Consider the following 16248-nt stretch of genomic DNA (forward strand, 5'->3'; position numbering starts at 1 on the left):
CAGCATGTCAAAGGCCGCGGTGGAGCGGCCAGCGCTTTCCCCGGCCGTGCCTCACGGGCCGGGCCGCACCGGCCTCGCCCGGCTCACCCGCCCGTCGGCCCCAGGTCGAGGCACCAGTCGTTGCTGCGCAGCAGATTGCCCGGCGGGTACTCGAAGTCGCACTCGCCGACGAGAGAGAAGCCGGCCTTTCTGCACACCGCGTTCGACGGACCGTTGGAGACGGACGGGAAGGCGTGCAGGAACCGGTGCTTCCGCTCGGCCCGCGCCGCCTCGACGACCGCCAGCGTGCCCGCCGTCGCGATCCCGAGGCCCTGGAACGCGGGGAGTACGCTCCAGCCCGTCTCGTAGACCTGCTCGTCCTCCCAGGTCTGCTCCCAGAAACCGACCGTGCCCGCGGCCTCCCCGCCGTCCCGCCCGCCGGTCTCCAGGACTATGCGGAACATCCGGCCGCGCCCGGTGCGGTCGGCGCTCAGGTCGACGTACCGCCGATGGCGGTTGAGGAGCTGCTCCTCCGTCTCCGGGCCGCCGAGGTGGTCCATCAGCTCGGGGGCGTTCGCCGCGCGGAGCAGACCGAGGTCGTCCTCGGACCAGGGCTCGATTCGTACCGGGATCGCTTTGCCGTCCATGTCCGCACTGTAGGGCCCGGGTACGACAGCGGCCCGGCCGTGCGGCTACCGCGCCGCCCTTGTGTACGCCGACGGGGGGACGCCGACCGTCGCCGTGAAGTCCCTTACGAGATGGGCCTGGTCGCTGTAACCCAGGTCGTCGGCGAGCGCCGCCCAGTCGACACCGCCGGCCGGTCGGCCCGCCGCCGCGCCGGTGGGGACGCCGGTCTGTTCGTCGGCCTGCTCGGCGCGCTCCAGCGCCTCGTGGATGCGGTAGCGCAGGATGACCCACTTGGGCCCCACGCCCACCCAGCCGGCGAAGAGACGCTGCAGGGACCGGGCCGACAGGCCCGCCGCCTCGGCGAGTTGGGACACGCGCCGCACGGAACGGTCGGTACGGACCCGCTCGACGAGTTCCATGGCGTGTTCCGCCCGAGGGTCCGGCCGCGGTTCGAGCCCGAGCAGGAAGGTGTCCAGCGCGGCCACCCTGGCGTCCTCGTCCTCCGGGTCCACGACGGAGTGCGCGGCCGTGCGCAGTGTCTTTTCGTCCCGGCCCGGCAGCAGTACGTCACCGAACGGCAGCCGTTGCCCTGTCCAGTCCGACACCGGCCGGTCCGGCGCGAACGGCCGGAAGCCGCCGGGCCGGAACTGCACCCCGCAGACCCGGCCACGCCCTGACAGCTTGTGTGTGAACAGCTCCAGCCCGATGCCGGCGACCTCGGCGTGGGCGGGCTCGTCGTCGTACCGCTGGAAGACCACGTTGACCGACGGGTGGGGAACCACATGGGAGGCGTAGGGCTCGGCCAGGTCCCAGTCGATCAGCCAGTAGTGCTCGAGATACGGGCGCAGGGCGGAGGCGGGCTCGCGCCGCCGGAAACGGACCCGCGCGAAGAGTTCGCGGGCTTCCACGATGCCTCTCGTGTCGCGTCGCGGACCGGTCATCCTCCGATCCTATGACCGCCGGGTGTCGCGTTTCTTCAATACGCGGCCACGGTGACGGTGCCTACCGTGAGCCCATGACGAAACCCCTCAGTGAACTGCTCGCAGCGGCCGCAGAGCGCTCCGTTCCGGTGGTGTGCGGCATCACCGACGAACAGCTCGGCCTCCCCACGCCGTGCGCCGAGTACGACGTGCGCGGCCTCGCGAACCACCTGTTCCATGTCATGGTCAACTTCCAGGCCCTGGCCGCAAAGAAGGATGCGGACTTCTCCGTCACACCGGACTACGTCGGGCACGGCGACTGGCGTGCCGCCTTCGAGAAGGAGACGGCCGCACTGGTGAAGGCATGGGCGGAGCCCGGCGCCGAGGAGGGCACGTCGGGCGCGATGGGGCTGCCGGCCGGCACCGTCGGCCGGATGGCCCTCGACGACCTCACCGTGCACGCCTGGGACCTCGCCCGCGCCACCGGACAGGAGTACACGCCCGACCCCGTCGTCGTCGCCGAAGTGTTCCGGTCCTGCGAGGAGCTCGCCCCCACCGGCCGGAAGATGGGCGCCTTCGGCGAGGAGTTCCCGCTGCCCGACGGCGGCGCCGGGGCGTCCGACCTCGACCGCCTGCTGGCCCTGATCGGCCGCGACCCGGGATGGCGGCGTCCGTAGCGGCCCCTCCGCGGGACCTCTCCGGACGCGCCCGGCTGCCGGACGCGCTCCACGGACGGCCGGACGACCGGAGGCGGCCCGGCTGACGGGACGGACGACCGGAGGCGCTGGCTGACGGGGGCCGGAGGACCGGAGGCGGCTGGTTGGAGGGGCCGGGCGACCGGAGGCGCTGGCTGACGGGGGCCGGAGGACCGGAGGCGCTGGCTGACGGGGGCCGGAGGACCGGAGGCGGCTGGTTGGAGGGGCCGGGCGACCGGAGGCGCTGGCTGACGGGGACAGGGGCCGGGGCCGGGCTAGATGACCGGAGGCCGGCCGAGTCGGGTCATGTGCCACACCGTGCGCCACCTCATCGGCCGACGACCGCCGCACGGTGTGCGCACCCCCTCCAGCAGCCCGGCACCCCAGGCGCTCAGCCCGGAGACGGAACGGGTGCGCGCCAGGTGGAGCAGGATCCACACGCCCAGGTAGACCGGCACCAGGGGGAGGGGGAGCCGGCGCCTGGCGAGCCAGACCCGGTTGCGGGCGGTGAAGCGGTGGTACACCGCGTGCCTGGCCGGGGAGGTCCTGGGGTGCTGCAGGACGAGGTCGGGTTCGTAGAGGATCTTCCAGCCCGCGTCCAGGGCTCGCCAGGCGAGGTCCGTCTCCTCGTGGCAGAAGAAGAAGTGCCCCGGCCAGGTGCCGATCTCGGCGAGCATCGGCGCCGACAGGGCATGGCCGCCCCCGAGGAACGCGGTCACCGGCCCGCGTCGCATGGGGTCACCGGCCCGCAGCCGCGGCACGTGCCGTCGCTGCGTCTCGCCGAGTTCGTCGGCGACCCGGAAGGACACGATCCCGAGCGCCGGATCCGCCGCGTAGAGCTGCCGCACCTTGCGGAAAACGTCGTCGGTGATGAGCAGGCCGTCGTCGTCGAGTTCGACGATGACGTCCACGTCACCCGCGTCGAGCAGGGCCCGCAGGCCGACGTTCCGCCCGCCGGGGCAGCCCAGGTTCTCCTCCAGCGGGATCTTGGTCACGTCGGCCGACACATCGGTGAGCGGCGTCGCGTTGCCCACCAGTACGATCCGCGTCGCGGGAACGTCCTGTGCGCCCACCGACGCGATCAGTGCGTCCAGTTCACGCGGTCGCGTGCCCATGGTCACGATGACGACTCCGATGCGCGGCAGTGGCATGGCGGCGAACTCCAGTGGTCGGCTGGATGCCGATGATGCCAGTCGCCGGAGCGCCCGCCCGGGCACGCCTCGCGACGTGGCGCGGCTCCGTCCGTGGCGGGACGCGGGACGCAGGACGCGGGACGCGGAGCGGGCCGAACGGCCAGCGGCCGGTCGGCAGAGCGGCCTGCCGTGCACGCCGCTGCGCGCCGGCGTAAGGGAACCGTCATAACTTCCCGGCGCCGTAGCCGTGCGGGATCTCGTTGAATGAGAAGTCTGCAACAGCAGTTCTAGGAGGCGGGGATGGGACGCATGCGCTCGGTACTCAGCAGGCCGGCCGGTGTCGCGGTGGTGGTCGTGTTCGTGGTGGCGGCCGTCGTGGGGCTGTACTGGTTCCAGCCGTGGAAGATCTGGCAGGACGAGACGGTGCAGGAGGCGTTGCCGGGGACGTCGGTCGGCGCCGCGCCGTCGGGCGGGGCCGCAGAGTCGCCGTCCGCCGCGCCGAGCGGGCCGGCGGCGTCCGCGTCGCCGTCGGCACCGGCCGGGCCGGCGAAGCTGGCGGCCGGTGAGCTGATCAGCCACGAGCACGAGACGTCCGGCACCGTGCGGCTGCTCCGGCTGCCCGACGGCTCCCACACCGTCCGGCTGGAGAACCTCGACACGAGCAACGGCCCGGACCTGCACGTCTGGTTGACCGACGCGCCGGTCAAGGAAGGCCGGGCCGGCTGGCACGTCTTCGACGACGGGGCCTACGTGAGCCTCGGCAAGCTCAAGGGGAACAAGGGCGACCAGAACTACGCCCTGCCCGAGGGCATCGACCCGGCCGGCTACAGCAGCGTGACCATCTGGTGCGACCGGTTCGACGTGTCCTTCGGCGCGGCGGAGCTCAGCCGCGCCTGACGCCGGCCGGACGGGCCGGGGGCGGGCCAGGAACGGGCGGGTACGTCAGGGTCGGGCGGGGGCACGTCAGGGTCGGCCGGGGGCACGTCAGGATCGGGCCAGGGCCATGGCCAGGGGGCAGGTCCCGTGGCAGGTCAGGATGTACGGACGGGGGGTGGGGCCGGGGCATCCGGCCCGCCGCCCGGGAGATCCCGGGTCAGGGCCAGACCAGGCAGTACGGCTGATGCCCCGCCTCATGCAGCCGGTGGGAGAAATCCTGCCATTCGTGGAGCAGTTGGTACACGTTGAACGCGTCCCTGGGACCGCCCCGGTCAGGGACCGTCGACCATATGAACGCCGCCGCACCCACCGACTCCTCGCCGATGCCGCGCAGCGGATCGACCACGGTCATCGGCAGCTTCACCACCGCGTAGTCGGGGTGCAGGACGACGAGCTCCAGCGGCGGCACCTTGTTCAGCGGCATGCCCTGGATACCGGTGAGAACCATGGCCGCTATGGTCTCCGGCTTGATCTTCGTGAACATTCCGCCCATGCCGAGCTCGTCGCCGCCGAGCTCCTCGGGGCGCATCGAAATCGGCACCCGGGCCGCGGTGGCTCCGTCGGGCGCGCCGAAGTATTTGTAGGTCACCCCCACTCGGCCGCTCCTGCCTCCCGCGGGCTCGTCCCCTTCGCCTCGCCGGTGCTTTCCGCGCCGGGCAGGCTCAGGACCCAGGTCGTCGGTCCCCTCGCCCAGTCCGCCACCGCGATGCATATCTCCACCCGACCACTCGCAGCCCCCGCCGCGCAACCCGATCATCGTGACAGTGACCTCCCCCACGAACGTGCGGTGAAACACCTGTCCGCAGATACGTCCGAGCCTCTGAGACCATGGATTCCGTGAGCTTTCCCTATGACGCCCCAGTTTCGCAGACGCTTTTCGACCGCGCGTCCCTCGTGACGCCCGGCGGCGTGAACTCTCCCGTCCGTGCCTTCCGTGCTGTGGGCGGTACGCCCCGGTTCATGGTGTCCGGTACCGGTCCGTACCTCACCGATGCCGACGGGCGCGAGTATGTCGACCTCGTGTGCTCGTGGGGGCCGATGATCCTCGGGCACTCCCATCCGGCCGTGATCGAGGCGGTGCAGGCCGCGGTCGCGCGCGGCACGTCGTTCGGCACGCCGGGCGAGGGAGAGGTCGCCCTCGCCGAGGAGATCGTTGCCCGTGTCGAGCCCGTCGAGCAGGTTCGGCTGGTTTCCAGCGGTACGGAAGCGACCATGTCGGCGATCCGGCTGGCCCGCGGATTCACCGGCCGACCCAAGATCATCAAGTTCGCCGGCTGTTACCACGGCCACGTGGACGCCCTGCTGGCCGCCGCCGGTTCGGGTGTGGCGACGTTCGGCCTGCCCGACACGCCCGGGGTCACCGGCGCGCAGGCGGGTGACACCATCGTGCTCCCGTACAACGACCTTGAAGCGGTGCACGCCGCGTTCCACGCCAACGCCGGCCAGATCGCCTGTGTGATCACCGAGGCGTCGCCCGGCAACATGGGTGTCGTCCCGCCGCGGCCCGGTTTCAACGAGGGACTCAAGGCGGCGTGCGCGCAGAACGGCGCGCTCTACATCTCCGACGAGGTGATGACCGGTTTCCGTACCTCGAAGGCCGGCTGGTACGGCGTCGACGGTGTCGCGCCCGACCTGATGACCTTCGGCAAGGTCATGGGCGGCGGCTTCCCCGCCGCGGCGTTCGGCGGCCGCGAGGACGTCATGGCGCACCTCGCCCCGGCGGGCCCGGTCTACCAGGCGGGCACCCTGTCAGGTAACCCGGTCGCCACCGCCGCCGGTCTCGCGCAGCTGCGGCTCCTCGACGACGCCGCCTACGACACGGTGAACGCGGTCTCGAAGGAGATCCAGGCCCTGGTGACGGACGCGCTGACCAAGGAGGGCGTCGCCCACCGGCTGCAGACGGCGTCCAACATGTTCTCCGTCTTCTTCACGCCGACCGAGGTCCGGGACTACGAGGACGCCAAGAAGCAGGAGGCGTTCCGCTTCAACGCCTTCTTCCACTCGATGCTCTCCCAGGGCGTCTACCTGCCGCCGTCCGCGTTCGAGTCGTGGTTCGTGTCGACCGCGCACGACGAGCGGGCGATCGAGCGGATCGCCGCCGCCCTGCCCGCCGCCGCCCGCGCCGCCGCGGAGGCCACGGCATGAGCGCCGGCAGCCACCGTCCCGCGCGAGGCGAGGGCTCCGGCGCCCTGACGCCCGAGGACAGTGCCGTCGAGGCGGCCCTGGAGCGCGCCGCGGCCACGGACGGGGACGTCCGGAGCGACGCCGGCGACATCACCGTCGTGCACCTGATGCGCCACGGCGAGGTGCACAATCCCGACGGTGTCCTCTACGGCCGCCGCAGTGGCTACCACCTGTCCGAGCTCGGGCGGCAGATGGCCGACCGGGTCGCCGAGCACCTCTCCGGCCGGGACATCACCCATGTCGTCGCCTCGCCGCTGGAGCGCGCGCAGGAGACGGCCATGCCCATCGCCAAGGGGCACGGTCTCTCTCTCGAGACGGACGAGCGGCTGATCGAGGCGGGCAACGTCTTCGAGGGCAAGACGTTCGGCGTCGGCGACGGCGCGCTGCGCAAGCCGGGCAACTGGCGGCATCTGACCAACCCGTTCCGCCCGTCGTGGGGCGAGCCGTACGTGGAGCAGGTCGTGCGGATGATGGCGGCGCTGGACGCGGCACGGGACGCCGCACGCGGCCATGAGGCCGTGTGCGTCAGCCACCAGCTGCCCATCTGGACGGTGCGCAGTTTCGTGGAGCGCCGTCGGCTGTGGCACGACCCGCGGCGCCGGCAGTGCACGCTCGCCTCGCTGACCACCTTCACGTACGAGGGCAACAAGATCGTCTCCGTGGGATACACGGAACCTGCCCGCGATCTTGTGCCGCCGCATCTTCTCGCCGGCGCCAGGCCGGTGAAGGGGAAGAGCAAGGCATTCGGCGCTTAGCCGAGCCGTATTCGATCACCCGTATTCAAGAAAAATAAGCAGAGTTCCCCGGAACCCGCGAGTTCCACAGCGCATCTCAGCTTGTGCCGGTTTGTTCGCCGGTTCGAGCAACTGCTCTCGTGACCAGGAGAGCGTGGATGGGGACGACATGCGGGAGATCAGCCGAAGGGGATTGCTGGGAGCGGGACTTGGGGCCGCAGCGGCCGTCGGGGTGGCGGGCTGCGGCTCCAACGGCTTCGGCGGAGGCGGACAGGCAGACCCGGCCGAGGGGGTCGGCCAGGGCAAGGGCGGTAGCAGCCCCTCCCCGTCGAAGAACCCCGTGCGGCTGATCGGCGACGGTTCCACCGCCGACACGGGAAAGCAGCCGCACCAGCCGCCGAGGCCCGTCCCGCTCGAACCGGGCCAGACGCCGCCGCAATTCGTGATCTTCTCCTGGGACGGTGCGGGCGAAGTCGGCAACGGCCTCTTCCCCCGTTTCCTGGAACTCGCCAGGGACCACGGCGCGGGAATGACCTTCTTCCTCTCCGGCATCTATCTGCTGCCCGAATCGAAGAAGTCGCTCTACCGGCCGCCCAACAACACCATCGGCGCCTCCGACATCGGTTATCTCACGGACGACCACATCAAGGACACGCTGAAGTGCATACGCCAGGCGTGGCTCGACGGCCATGAGATAGGCACCCATTTCAACGGGCATTTCTGCGGTGGTTCCGGATCCGTCGGCAACTGGACCTCCGCGGACTGGCAGAGCGAGATCGACCAGGCTGTGAAGTTCGTCACCGAATGGCGCACCAACAGCGGCTGGCACGACATCGACCCGCTGCCCTTCGACTACCGCAAGGAACTCGTCGGCGGCCGCACTCCCTGCCTGCTCGGCCAGGACAGGCTGCTGCCGACGGCCAAGCGGCTCGGCTGGCGCTACGACGCCAGCTCACCCGGCGGCCACCAGATGTGGCCCGGGAAGAAGCTCGGCATCTGGGACCTGCCGCTCCAGTCCGTCCCGTTCCCCGGCCACACCTTCGAAGTCCTCTCCATGGACTACAACATGCTGGCCAATCAGTCGAAGAACTCGACCAACGGCATGCCCTCCCGCTATCCGGGCTGGAAGAAGCAGGCGCGGGACGCCTATCTCGCCGGATTCCAACGGGCCTACGAGACCAATCGCGCACCCTTCTTCATAGGCAACCACTTCGAACAGTGGAACGGCGGCATCTACATGGACGCCGTGGAGGAAGCACTCAAAGGCATGGCCGGCAAGAAGGACGTACGGCTGGTGTCCTTCCGGCAGTTCTGCGACTGGCTCGATGTGCAGGATCCGCAGGTGCTCGCCAAGCTGCGTACGCTCGGGACCGGCCAGGCGCCGACGGGTGGTTGGAACGCATTCTTTAAGGCCGCTTGACAACGGCCCTTAACGGGCACGCAGGGGGGTGCGGAAGATCCCCGCCAGGGCCATGCGAAACTTTTCACATGAGCCTTAGCCGTGCCCCCCGCGCCGCCCTGCTGACCGCCCTGGTCGCCGCAGGTGCGCTCACCCTGTCGGCCTGCGGCGACGGTGGGAAGTCCGGAGGCGGCGGTGACACGAACTTCGTCACCGGGACCGGTGGCATCGACACGGTCGCCAAGGGCGAGCGTCAGGCCCCCAAGAAGCTCGCGGGCCAGACCCTCGACGGCGGACACCTCGACATCGCCGACCTCAAGGGCAAGATCGTCGTGATGAACGTCTGGGGATCATGGTGCGCCCCCTGCCGTTCCGAGGCGCCCTATTTCGCGAAGGTCGCCAAGGAGACCGAGGCGGACGGCGTCGCGTTCGTCGGGATCAACACCCGCGACCCGCAGAAGGGCCCCGCCCTCGCCTTCGAGAAGGATTACGGCGTCGGATATCCGAGCCTCTACGACCCGATCGGGAAACTGATCGTCAACGGTTTCCCCAAGGGCAGCCTCAACCCGCAGGCCATTCCCTCCACGATCGTCCTCGACCGGGAAGGGAAGATCGCCGCGCGATCGCTCAAGGCGCTCGACGACGAGGAACTTCGCAAGATGATCGACCCGTTGATCGCGGAGAAGTGATCCTGTGGAAGTTCTGGCCGCAGCGTCCGGCATGAACGAGACGGTGTTCGGCGGCGCGCTGCTCCTCGCCCTGCCCATCGCCGTGCTCGGCGGACTCGTCTCCTTCTTCTCGCCGTGCGTCCTGCCCCTGGTGCCCGGCTACCTCTCCTACGTGACCGGCGTCACCGGCACCGACCTTGCCGACGCCAGGCGCGGCCGGATGGTCGTCGGCGCGTCGCTGTTCGTCCTCGGCTTCACCGTCGTCTTCGTCTCCGGCGGCGCCTTCTTCGGCTACTTCGGCAACACCCTGCTGGGACACCGGGACGTGCTGTCCAAGGTCCTCGGCGTGCTGATGGTCCTGCTGGGCGTGTTCTTCATGGGGCTGATGCCCTGGCTCACCCAGCGCGAGTTCCGCTTCCACAAGAAGCCGGCGACCGGCCTGGTCGGCGCGCCGCTCCTCGGTGCCCTGTTCGGAGTTGGCTGGGCCCCGTGCATCGGCCCGACCCTCGCGTCGGTGCAGGCCCTCGCGCTCAACGAGGGAAGCGCGGGCCGCGGGGCCGTACTGTCTGTCGCGTACTGCCTCGGTCTCGGTCTGCCGTTCATCGCCGCCGCGGTCGCCTTCCGCAAGGCGCTCGGCGCCTTCGGCTGGATCAAGCGGCACTACACATGGGTGATGCGGATCGGCGGGATCATGATGATCGCGACCGGTCTGCTGCTGCTCACAGGTGCATGGGACACCCTGGTGCAGGAGATGCAGGGATGGTCGAACGGCTTCACGGTGGGGATCTGAGTTCATGAGCAAGACCGAAGAGCGCGACCTCGGCGACGCCGGAGCGCAGCTGTCCACCGCCCCCACGGAGAATCCGGCCGACCAGGCCATCGGCGGCCCCACGCTCTCCGTCGTCGGCTGGGTCCGCTGGTTCTGGCGCCAGCTCACCTCCATGCGGGTCGCGCTGATCCTGCTGTTCATGCTGTCGCTCGGCGCCATCCCCGGCTCCCTCGTCCCGCAGAACAGCGTGGACGAGCTCAAGGTGCAGGCGTTCAAGAAGCAGCACGACCTCCTGACGCCGGTCTACGAGAAGCTCCAGTTCTTCGACGTCTACAGCTCGGTGTGGTTCTCCGCGATCTACATCCTGCTGTTCGTCTCGCTCATCGGCTGCATCGTGCCGCGCAGCTGGCAGTTCGTCGGCCAGCTCCGCAGCCGGCCGCCGGGCGCGCCGAAGCGGCTCACCCGCCTGCCCGCGTACACCACCTGGCGCACCGAGACCGATCCGGAGCAGGTGCGCGAGGCGGCGCTCGCGGTCCTGAAGAAGCGCCGCTTCCGCGCCGACGCGGCAGGCGACGCCGTGGCCGCGGAGAAGGGCTACCTGCGCGAGGCGGGCAACCTCGTCTTCCACGTGTCGCTGATCGTGATGCTGGTGGCGTTCGCCACGGGGACGCTGTTCAAGTCCGAGGGCGGAAAGCTGATCGTCGAGGGCGACGGCTTCTCCAACACGCTCATCCAGTACGACGACTTCAAGTCCGGATCGCTGTTCGACACCGACGAACTCGTGCCGTTCAGCTTCAGCCTGGACAGTTTCACCGGGACGTACGCCAAGGACGGCCCGCAGCGGGGCACCCCGCGCACGTACGAGGCGGCCGTCACCTGGTCCAAGGGCGACGGTCCCGCGCGGAAGTCGGTCATCGAGGTCAACAAGCCGCTCGAGGTCGACGGCACCAAGGTCTATCTGCTGTCGCACGGCTACGCCCCCGTCGTCACCGTCAGGGACGGCAAGGGCAAGGTCGTCTCCAGCGGCGCCGTGCCGCTGCTGCCGATCGACTCCAACGTCACCTCGACCGGCGCGATCAAGGTGATGGACGGCTACCGGGACAAGAACGGCAAGAAGGACCAGCTCGGCTTCCAGGCCTTCTTCGTGCCGACGTTCGCCGGCGCGGGACACGGCGACATGTTCTCCCAGTTCCCCGGGCTCGAGTACCCGGTGCTCGCGCTCACCGGCTACCACGGCAGCCTCGGCGTCGACGCCGGCCTGCCGCAGAACGTGTACCAGCTCGACACCCGCAAGATGGAGCAGTTCAAGGACGCCGACGGGGAGATCCTCAAGCAGCGCCTGCGGCCCGGCGAGACCATGAAGCTCCCCGACGGCGCCGGCTCCATCACCTTCGAGAACGAGGTGAAGGAGTGGGCGAGCTTCCAGATCTCCCAGCAGCCCGGCAACGGCTGGGCGCTGGCCGGCGCGATCGCGGCCATCACCGGCCTGATCGGCTCACTGTTCATCCAGCGCCGCCGCGTCTGGGTGCGCGCGGTGCGCGGCGCGGACGGTGTGACCGTGGTCGAGATGGCCGGCCTCGGCCGGGCCGAGTCCGCGAAGCTCCCCGAGGAGCTGGCGGAGCTGGCCGTGACCCTCAATGCACAGGCGCCGACCGCGCCTGAACCCGTAGAAGTTCCTGCCGAAGGGGCTGAGAAGTGACGCTCGCCGCCGCAACCAACGCGAACCTGGCGGAGATCAGCAACTACCTGATCTATTCGTCGATGGCCGTCTACACGCTGGCCTTCTTCGCGCACATCGCCGAGTGGACGCTCGGCAGCCGCAGCAAGGTGGCCCGTACGGCCGCCGCACTGACCGCCCCCGACCGGCAGACCCCGGCCGACGCCCCGAAGATCCAGGTCCAGGGCGGCGGCACCGCCGTCCTGGAGAAGCCGAAGGTCGTCACCCGGTCCGCGAGCGGCACCCGGGACGTCCCCGACGGCCCGGGCGCGCACGGCGGCACCGAGAGCGGTGACCTGTACGGCCGCATCGCCGTGTCGCTGACCGCGCTCGCCTTCCTGATCGAGGCGGCCGGCGTCACCTCCCGCGCCCTGTCGGTGCAGCGGGCGCCGTGGGGCAACATGTACGAGTTCTCCACGACGTTCTCGACCGTCGTCGTGGGTGTGTACCTGGCGCTGCTGTTCGCCAAGAAGAACGTCCGCTGGGCCGGACTGCCGCTGGTCACGACCGTGCTGCTCGACCTGGGCGTCGCCGTCACCTGGCTCTACACGGAGAGCGACCAGCTGGTCCCCGCCCTCGACTCGTACTGGCTGTGGATCCACGTCTCCACCGCGATCTTCTGCGGCGCGGTCTTCTACCTCGGCGCCGTGGGCACCGTGCTCTACCTGTTCCGCGACTCCTACGAGGCCAAGCTGGCGCGCGGCGGCAAGCCCGGCCGCTTCGCCACCTCGGTCCTGGAGCGGCTGCCCGCCGCCGCGTCGCTCGACAAGTTCTCCTACCGCGTCAACGCCGCGGTCTTCCCGCTGTGGACGTTCACGATCATCGCGGGCGCGATCTGGGCCGGCGACGCGTGGGGCCGCTACTGGGGCTGGGACGCCAAGGAGGTCTGGTCGTTCATCACCTGGGTCGCCTACGCCGCCTATCTGCACGCCCGCGCGACGGCCGGCTGGAAGGGCCGCAAGGCCGCGTACCTGGCGCTGATCGCCTTCGCCTGCTGGCTGTTCAACTACTACGGCGTGAACATGTTCGTGAACAGCCTGCACTCGTACGCGGGCGTGGAGTGAGGTAGCGCCCACGCCACCGAGGGGTGACGCTGGATGCATGAGTGACGTAATCCCCCACGGCACCGTCGAGACCCGGGACGACGGCACTCACCTGTTGCGGTACGAACTCCACCTGCCGCATCCGGTGATCCGGGTATGGGCCGCCGTCGCCACGCCCGAAGGGCTGCCGACCTGGCTCTGCGCCGCCGACGTACTCGAACCGAGAGTCGGCGGCGCGGTCCGGCTCCGCTGGCTCAACGCGGACGCCGACGGCCGGCACACCGTCGCCGAAGGACGTGTCACCGCCTGGGACGTGGAGCGGGTCGCCGAGTACACCGTCTCCGTCCACGGCCGTATCCGCTTCCACCTCGAACCGCACGGCGACAACGGCACCGTGCTGCGCTTCACCAACGAACTGCGCTGCGACGACGGCGTGCTGCTGGACTGTCTGGCCGGCTGGCACAACCACTTCGAACTGCTCGACGACGCCCTCGGCGGCAGCCCGACGACCGACTGGGCCACCTGGACACCGAAGCGCTGGCGGGAGCTGCGTGACTCCTACGCCGCGGCGTAGCGGCGCCGCTCAGGCGCCGATGTCCTCCTGCCAGAGGCCGGGGCTCGCGGCGACGAAATCGCGCATCATCGACCGGCACGCGGGGTCGTCGAGGAGCACGATCTCCACGCCGTTCCCGGCCAGCCAGTCGTGGCCGCCGTGGAAGGTCTCCGCCTCTCCGATCACCACCCGTGAGATGCCGAACTGCCGCACCAGGCCGCTGCAGTACCAGCAGGGCGACAGGGTCGTCACCATCGTCGTGCCGCGGTAGGAACGCTGCCGCCCCGCGGCGCGGAACGCCTCCGTCTCGGCGTGCGCCGACGGATCACCGTCCTGCACACGGCGGTTGCGGCCACGGCCGAGGAGGGCGCCGTCCGCGCCGTAGAGCGCGGCCCCGATGGGGATGCCGCCCTCCGCGAGGCCGGCCCGGGCCTCGGCCACGGCCGTCTCCAGCCATGTCCCGTACCTGTCCTGTGCCATGCGCTTCCTCTCCGCGTCGGGGCCCATCGGACGCGCCTATGGGCCCATCGGCAGGACGCCCCACTGGCGCGTGGACCGCCCCGGTGTGCCGCTCGTAGCTTCACAGACATGACAACCGAGACCGCGCAGACCGCCGCGAACGCCACCCGGCGCGGCACCGTCGAACTCACCCTGGCCATGGTGCTCTCCGGCACCCTCGGCATCTTCGTCGTCGAGTCGGGCGCCTCCCCGTTCGAGGTCGTGTTCTTCCGCTGCCTGTTCGGCGCCCTCGCGCTCGGCGCCTACTGCCTGGCACGCGGCTACTTCACCGACCACGCCTTCACGCCGAAGAAGCTGGCGCTCGCCGCGCTCGGCGGCGTGTTCATCGTCTTCAACTGGGTGTTCCTCTTCGAGGCGTACGAGGAGTCGTCCATCTCGCTCGCGACCGTCGTCTATCACACCCAGCCGTTCTACGTGGTGCTGCTCGGCGCGCTGCTGTTCAAGGAGCGGCTGACCGCCGCGACCTTCGGCTGGCTCGGCGTCGCGTTCGCCGGCCTCGTCCTCGTGTCCGGGGTGAGCCCCACGGACCCCGGCCCGCTCGCCGGGCTGGGATTCGCCCTGCTGGCCGCGCTGTTCTACGCGGTCTCGACGGTGATCACCAAGCGTGTCACCGGGGTGAGGCCGCATCTGGTGGCGCTGGTGCAGGTGGTGGTCGGTATCCCGTTGCTGCTGCCCTTCGCCGACTTCGCGGCGGTGAGCGGCCTCGGCGCCGGCTGGGCCTGGCTGGTGGGCCTCGGCCTGATCCACACCTGCCTGATGTACGTGCTGATGTACTCGGCCTACCAGAAGCTCGCCACCGCGAAGATCGCCGTGCTGGCCTTCGTCTACCCGGCCGTCGCCATGGTCGCGGACCGGGCCGTGTACGGGCACCACATCGGGCTCGTCCAGGCGCTGGGCGTCCCGCTGATCCTGCTGGCCTCGCTGCGGATCAACCGCGCCCGGCAGCCGCGCACCGCCGCCCGCTCCGCGACGACCGAGGCTCCCGCTACCACTGAGGCTCCCGCGATGACTCAGGCTCCCGCGACGACCCAGGCTCCCGCTACGACTCCTGCTCCCGCACCAGCCGTACCGTCTCGTCGATGAACAGCCGCACATGCCGGGGCAGCCGCTTCCCCTCCCGCCACGCCACTTGCGTGTGCAGCCGGAACGGCGGCTCCCACGGCAGCGCGACCAGCGCCCCGGACGCCAGCTCCGCACGGACCGTCATCCGGGGCAGCAGCGCGACCCCGAGACCCGCGGCCACACCCCGCTTGGTGGCCTCGATCGTGCCGAACTCCATGAACGGCGGCGGCGCCCCGGTCCGCTCGCGCAGCTCGCCCTCGAACAGGTCCCGGTACGGGCAGCCCGGCTCGGTGCCCACCAACTGGGCCTCCGCCAGGTCGGCGGTGGTCAGCTCCCCGGCCCCCGCCAGCGCATGGCCGGGCGCGGCAACGAGCACCAGCGGCTCCGGAGCCAGGACCTCGCTCTGAAGGCCCGTGTGCTCCGTCTCCCGTTCCATCAGGAAGCCGATGTCGTACACGCCGAGGCGCAGTGCCTGCCGGGTCTCGTCGCCCAGGGTGGGGCGCAGGGAGAGCTTGACCCGCGGATAGCGGTGGTGGAACAGCTCGAGCAGTTCCGGGAGCCGGTAGGAGGTGAGCGACTCCATGGTGCCGATGTTGATGGCGCCCGCCGGTTCGTCGGTCTCGACGACGGCCGCGCGCGCCTCTTCGGACAGCTCGATGATCCTTCGGGCGTACGGCACCAGTCGTTCGCCCGCCTCCGTGAGCCGGATGCGGCTGCCGAGCCGGTCGAACAGCTCGGTGCCCAGGGAGCTCTCCAGCGAGCGGATCTGGCTGGTGACGCTCGACTGGGCGTACTTCAGCTCGGCCGCGGCCTGCGTGAAGCTGAGGTGGGCCGCGACCTTCTCGAAGGTGACCAGCAGGCGGATCTCCACGTCAGGACTTGTCGCCCTCGCCGCCCTGCTCGCGCTTCTTCAGCTCGTCCTCGCGGCGGCGCAGGTCGGCCTCCCAGTCCTTGAGGACCGCCTCGTCCTTCTCGTTCTCGTCCTTGAGGGACTTCAGGAAGTCGGGGTTGTCGTCAGGGGCGACCCACTGCGTGCGGTGATTGCGGTGCCACTCGGAGGGGGTGCGGCCGCCGGCCGGGGCGTGCCGCATCTTGCCGGCGGCGAACCAGACGATCGGGCCGACGATCCAGAAGAGCAGGATGATGAACACCCAGGCCAGCTTGGGGAGATGCTTCGCCTCGTCCTCGGGGGTGTTCAGGCAGTCGACGAACGCGTAGATCGTCAGCGCCAGCGGCAGGATGTACATCAGCGCCCTGAGCATGTGGGACAGCCCCCTGGAGACTTAGGCGGGGCGGCGTTTCCCCGGCCC

General features: G+C 70.3%; 18 protein-coding genes. 11 read left to right on the forward strand and 7 right to left on the reverse strand.

Annotation, left to right across the window (positions count from 1 at the left end):
- Nucleotides 1–83 precede the first annotated feature (83 nt).
- The gene (locus AB0K36_RS00205; RefSeq protein WP_364586182.1) at nt 84–626 is read right to left on the reverse strand and encodes a GNAT family N-acetyltransferase; all 543 of its coding nucleotides are present in this window, start codon (nt 624–626) and stop codon (nt 84–86) included.
- Nucleotides 627–671: 45 nt separating this feature from the next.
- Nucleotides 672–1547 (reverse strand): DUF6597 domain-containing transcriptional factor, encoded by an 876-nt coding sequence (locus tag AB0K36_RS00210; RefSeq protein WP_364586185.1) that lies wholly within the window; start codon nt 1545–1547, stop codon nt 672–674.
- Nucleotides 1548–1621: 74 nt separating this feature from the next.
- Here AB0K36_RS00210 and AB0K36_RS00215 point away from each other — a divergent pair, with 74 nt between their 5' ends.
- Nucleotides 1622–2203: a TIGR03086 family metal-binding protein gene (locus AB0K36_RS00215; RefSeq protein WP_364586188.1), complete on the forward strand. Its 582-nt coding sequence runs from the start codon at nt 1622–1624 to the stop codon at nt 2201–2203.
- Between the two features lie 293 nt (nt 2204–2496).
- On the opposite strand, the gene AB0K36_RS00220 is transcribed toward AB0K36_RS00215, so the two are convergent.
- Complete coding sequence (locus AB0K36_RS00220; RefSeq protein ID WP_364586190.1) at nt 2497–3372, reverse strand: glycosyltransferase family 2 protein; 876 nt, start codon at nt 3370–3372, stop codon at nt 2497–2499.
- A 282-nt stretch (nt 3373–3654) separates the two neighbouring features.
- Here AB0K36_RS00220 and AB0K36_RS00225 point away from each other — a divergent pair, with 282 nt between their 5' ends.
- Nucleotides 3655–4251 (forward strand): DM13 domain-containing protein, encoded by a 597-nt coding sequence (locus tag AB0K36_RS00225; RefSeq protein ID WP_364586193.1) that lies wholly within the window; start codon nt 3655–3657, stop codon nt 4249–4251.
- Nucleotides 4252–4447: 196 nt separating this feature from the next.
- Here AB0K36_RS00225 and AB0K36_RS00230 read toward each other — a convergent pair whose 3' ends face one another.
- A complete protein-coding gene (locus tag AB0K36_RS00230) occupies nt 4448–5002 on the reverse strand; it encodes a hypothetical protein (protein ID WP_182327717.1) in 555 nt (184 codons plus the stop codon).
- Between the two features lie 116 nt (nt 5003–5118).
- Between AB0K36_RS00230 and hemL the strand changes: the two genes are divergently transcribed.
- The 8 genes from hemL to AB0K36_RS00270 all read left to right on the forward strand — a co-directional run bounded on the left by hemL (nt 5119) and on the right by AB0K36_RS00270 (nt 13378).
- Nucleotides 5119–6435, forward strand: coding sequence for a glutamate-1-semialdehyde 2,1-aminomutase (gene hemL / locus AB0K36_RS00235; protein ID WP_364586196.1), 1317 nt, complete (start codon nt 5119–5121; stop codon nt 6433–6435).
- A 146-nt stretch (nt 6436–6581) separates the two neighbouring features.
- Nucleotides 6582–7229: a histidine phosphatase family protein gene (locus AB0K36_RS00240; protein ID WP_364586963.1), complete on the forward strand. Its 648-nt coding sequence runs from the start codon at nt 6582–6584 to the stop codon at nt 7227–7229.
- Between the two features lie 148 nt (nt 7230–7377).
- On the forward strand, nt 7378–8628 hold the full coding sequence (locus AB0K36_RS00245; RefSeq protein WP_364586199.1) for a polysaccharide deacetylase family protein: 1251 nt from the start codon (nt 7378–7380) through the stop codon (nt 8626–8628).
- 68 nt (nt 8629–8696) lie between these two features.
- Nucleotides 8697–9296, forward strand: coding sequence for a TlpA family protein disulfide reductase (locus AB0K36_RS00250; RefSeq protein ID WP_364586202.1), 600 nt, complete (start codon nt 8697–8699; stop codon nt 9294–9296).
- A 31-nt stretch (nt 9297–9327) separates the two neighbouring features.
- Nucleotides 9328–10065 carry a cytochrome c biogenesis CcdA family protein gene (locus AB0K36_RS00255; RefSeq protein WP_364586205.1) on the forward strand — a complete coding sequence of 246 codons (738 nt, stop codon included), beginning with the start codon at nt 9328–9330 and terminating at the stop codon, nt 10063–10065.
- Between the two features lie 4 nt (nt 10066–10069).
- Nucleotides 10070–11743 (forward strand): cytochrome c biogenesis protein ResB, encoded by a 1674-nt coding sequence (resB, locus tag AB0K36_RS00260; protein ID WP_364586208.1) that lies wholly within the window; start codon nt 10070–10072, stop codon nt 11741–11743.
- Nucleotides 11740–12825 (forward strand): c-type cytochrome biogenesis protein CcsB, encoded by a 1086-nt coding sequence (gene ccsB, locus AB0K36_RS00265; RefSeq protein WP_364586211.1) that lies wholly within the window; start codon nt 11740–11742, stop codon nt 12823–12825. Before resB ends, ccsB begins: the two co-directional genes overlap by 4 nt.
- A gap of 37 nt (nt 12826–12862) precedes the next feature.
- The gene (locus AB0K36_RS00270) at nt 12863–13378 is read left to right on the forward strand and encodes an SRPBCC domain-containing protein (protein ID WP_364586214.1); all 516 of its coding nucleotides are present in this window, start codon (nt 12863–12865) and stop codon (nt 13376–13378) included.
- 9 nt (nt 13379–13387) lie between these two features.
- Here AB0K36_RS00270 and AB0K36_RS00275 read toward each other — a convergent pair whose 3' ends face one another.
- A complete protein-coding gene (locus AB0K36_RS00275; RefSeq protein ID WP_364586217.1) occupies nt 13388–13837 on the reverse strand; it encodes a nucleoside deaminase in 450 nt (149 codons plus the stop codon).
- A 108-nt stretch (nt 13838–13945) separates the two neighbouring features.
- On the opposite strand from AB0K36_RS00275, the gene AB0K36_RS00280 reads away from it, so the two are divergent.
- Nucleotides 13946–14959, forward strand: coding sequence for a DMT family transporter (locus AB0K36_RS00280; RefSeq protein ID WP_364586220.1), 1014 nt, complete (start codon nt 13946–13948; stop codon nt 14957–14959).
- Here the strand turns inward: AB0K36_RS00280 and AB0K36_RS00285 are convergent.
- Together AB0K36_RS00285 and AB0K36_RS00290 are read right to left on the reverse strand one after the other, a co-directional pair.
- Nucleotides 14916–15809, reverse strand: a complete 894-nt coding sequence (locus AB0K36_RS00285) for a LysR family transcriptional regulator (RefSeq protein ID WP_364586223.1) — start codon at nt 15807–15809, stop codon at nt 14916–14918. The two genes, AB0K36_RS00280 and AB0K36_RS00285, sit on opposite strands and share 44 nt — an antisense overlap.
- A gap of 1 nt (nt 15810) precedes the next feature.
- On the reverse strand, nt 15811–16200 hold the full coding sequence (locus AB0K36_RS00290) for a PLD nuclease N-terminal domain-containing protein (RefSeq protein WP_189467092.1): 390 nt from the start codon (nt 16198–16200) through the stop codon (nt 15811–15813).
- Nucleotides 16201–16248: the final 48 nt, after the last annotated feature.

Source organism: Streptomyces kurssanovii, assembly GCF_040677245.1.
Classification (GTDB): Bacteria; Actinomycetota; Actinomycetes; order Streptomycetales; family Streptomycetaceae; genus Streptomyces; species Streptomyces kurssanovii.

Excerpts from the sequence above, each read along its gene's own strand:
- AB0K36_RS00205 (WP_364586182.1), bottom strand. The coding sequence starts at position 626 with ATGGACGGCAAAGCGATCCCGGTACGAATCGAGCCCTGGTCCGAGGAC.
- AB0K36_RS00210 (WP_364586185.1), bottom strand. The coding sequence starts at position 1,547 with ATGACCGGTCCGCGACGCGACACGAGAGGCATCGTGGAAGCCCGCGAA.
- AB0K36_RS00215 (WP_364586188.1), top strand. The coding sequence starts at position 1,622 with ATGACGAAACCCCTCAGTGAACTGCTCGCAGCGGCCGCAGAGCGCTCC.
- AB0K36_RS00220 (WP_364586190.1), bottom strand. The coding sequence starts at position 3,372 with ATGCCACTGCCGCGCATCGGAGTCGTCATCGTGACCATGGGCACGCGA.
- AB0K36_RS00225 (WP_364586193.1), top strand. The coding sequence starts at position 3,655 with ATGGGACGCATGCGCTCGGTACTCAGCAGGCCGGCCGGTGTCGCGGTG.
- AB0K36_RS00230 (WP_182327717.1), bottom strand. The coding sequence starts at position 5,002 with ATGCATCGCGGTGGCGGACTGGGCGAGGGGACCGACGACCTGGGTCCT.
- hemL (WP_364586196.1), top strand. The coding sequence starts at position 5,119 with ATGGATTCCGTGAGCTTTCCCTATGACGCCCCAGTTTCGCAGACGCTT.
- AB0K36_RS00240 (WP_364586963.1), top strand. The coding sequence starts at position 6,582 with ATGCGCCACGGCGAGGTGCACAATCCCGACGGTGTCCTCTACGGCCGC.
- AB0K36_RS00245 (WP_364586199.1), top strand. The coding sequence starts at position 7,378 with ATGCGGGAGATCAGCCGAAGGGGATTGCTGGGAGCGGGACTTGGGGCC.
- AB0K36_RS00250 (WP_364586202.1), top strand. The coding sequence starts at position 8,697 with ATGAGCCTTAGCCGTGCCCCCCGCGCCGCCCTGCTGACCGCCCTGGTC.
- AB0K36_RS00255 (WP_364586205.1), top strand. The coding sequence starts at position 9,328 with ATGAACGAGACGGTGTTCGGCGGCGCGCTGCTCCTCGCCCTGCCCATC.
- resB (WP_364586208.1), top strand. The coding sequence starts at position 10,070 with ATGAGCAAGACCGAAGAGCGCGACCTCGGCGACGCCGGAGCGCAGCTG.
- AB0K36_RS00270 (WP_364586214.1), top strand. The coding sequence starts at position 12,863 with ATGAGTGACGTAATCCCCCACGGCACCGTCGAGACCCGGGACGACGGC.
- AB0K36_RS00275 (WP_364586217.1), bottom strand. The coding sequence starts at position 13,837 with ATGGCACAGGACAGGTACGGGACATGGCTGGAGACGGCCGTGGCCGAG.
- AB0K36_RS00280 (WP_364586220.1), top strand. The coding sequence starts at position 13,946 with ATGACAACCGAGACCGCGCAGACCGCCGCGAACGCCACCCGGCGCGGC.
- AB0K36_RS00290 (WP_189467092.1), bottom strand. The coding sequence starts at position 16,200 with ATGCTCAGGGCGCTGATGTACATCCTGCCGCTGGCGCTGACGATCTAC.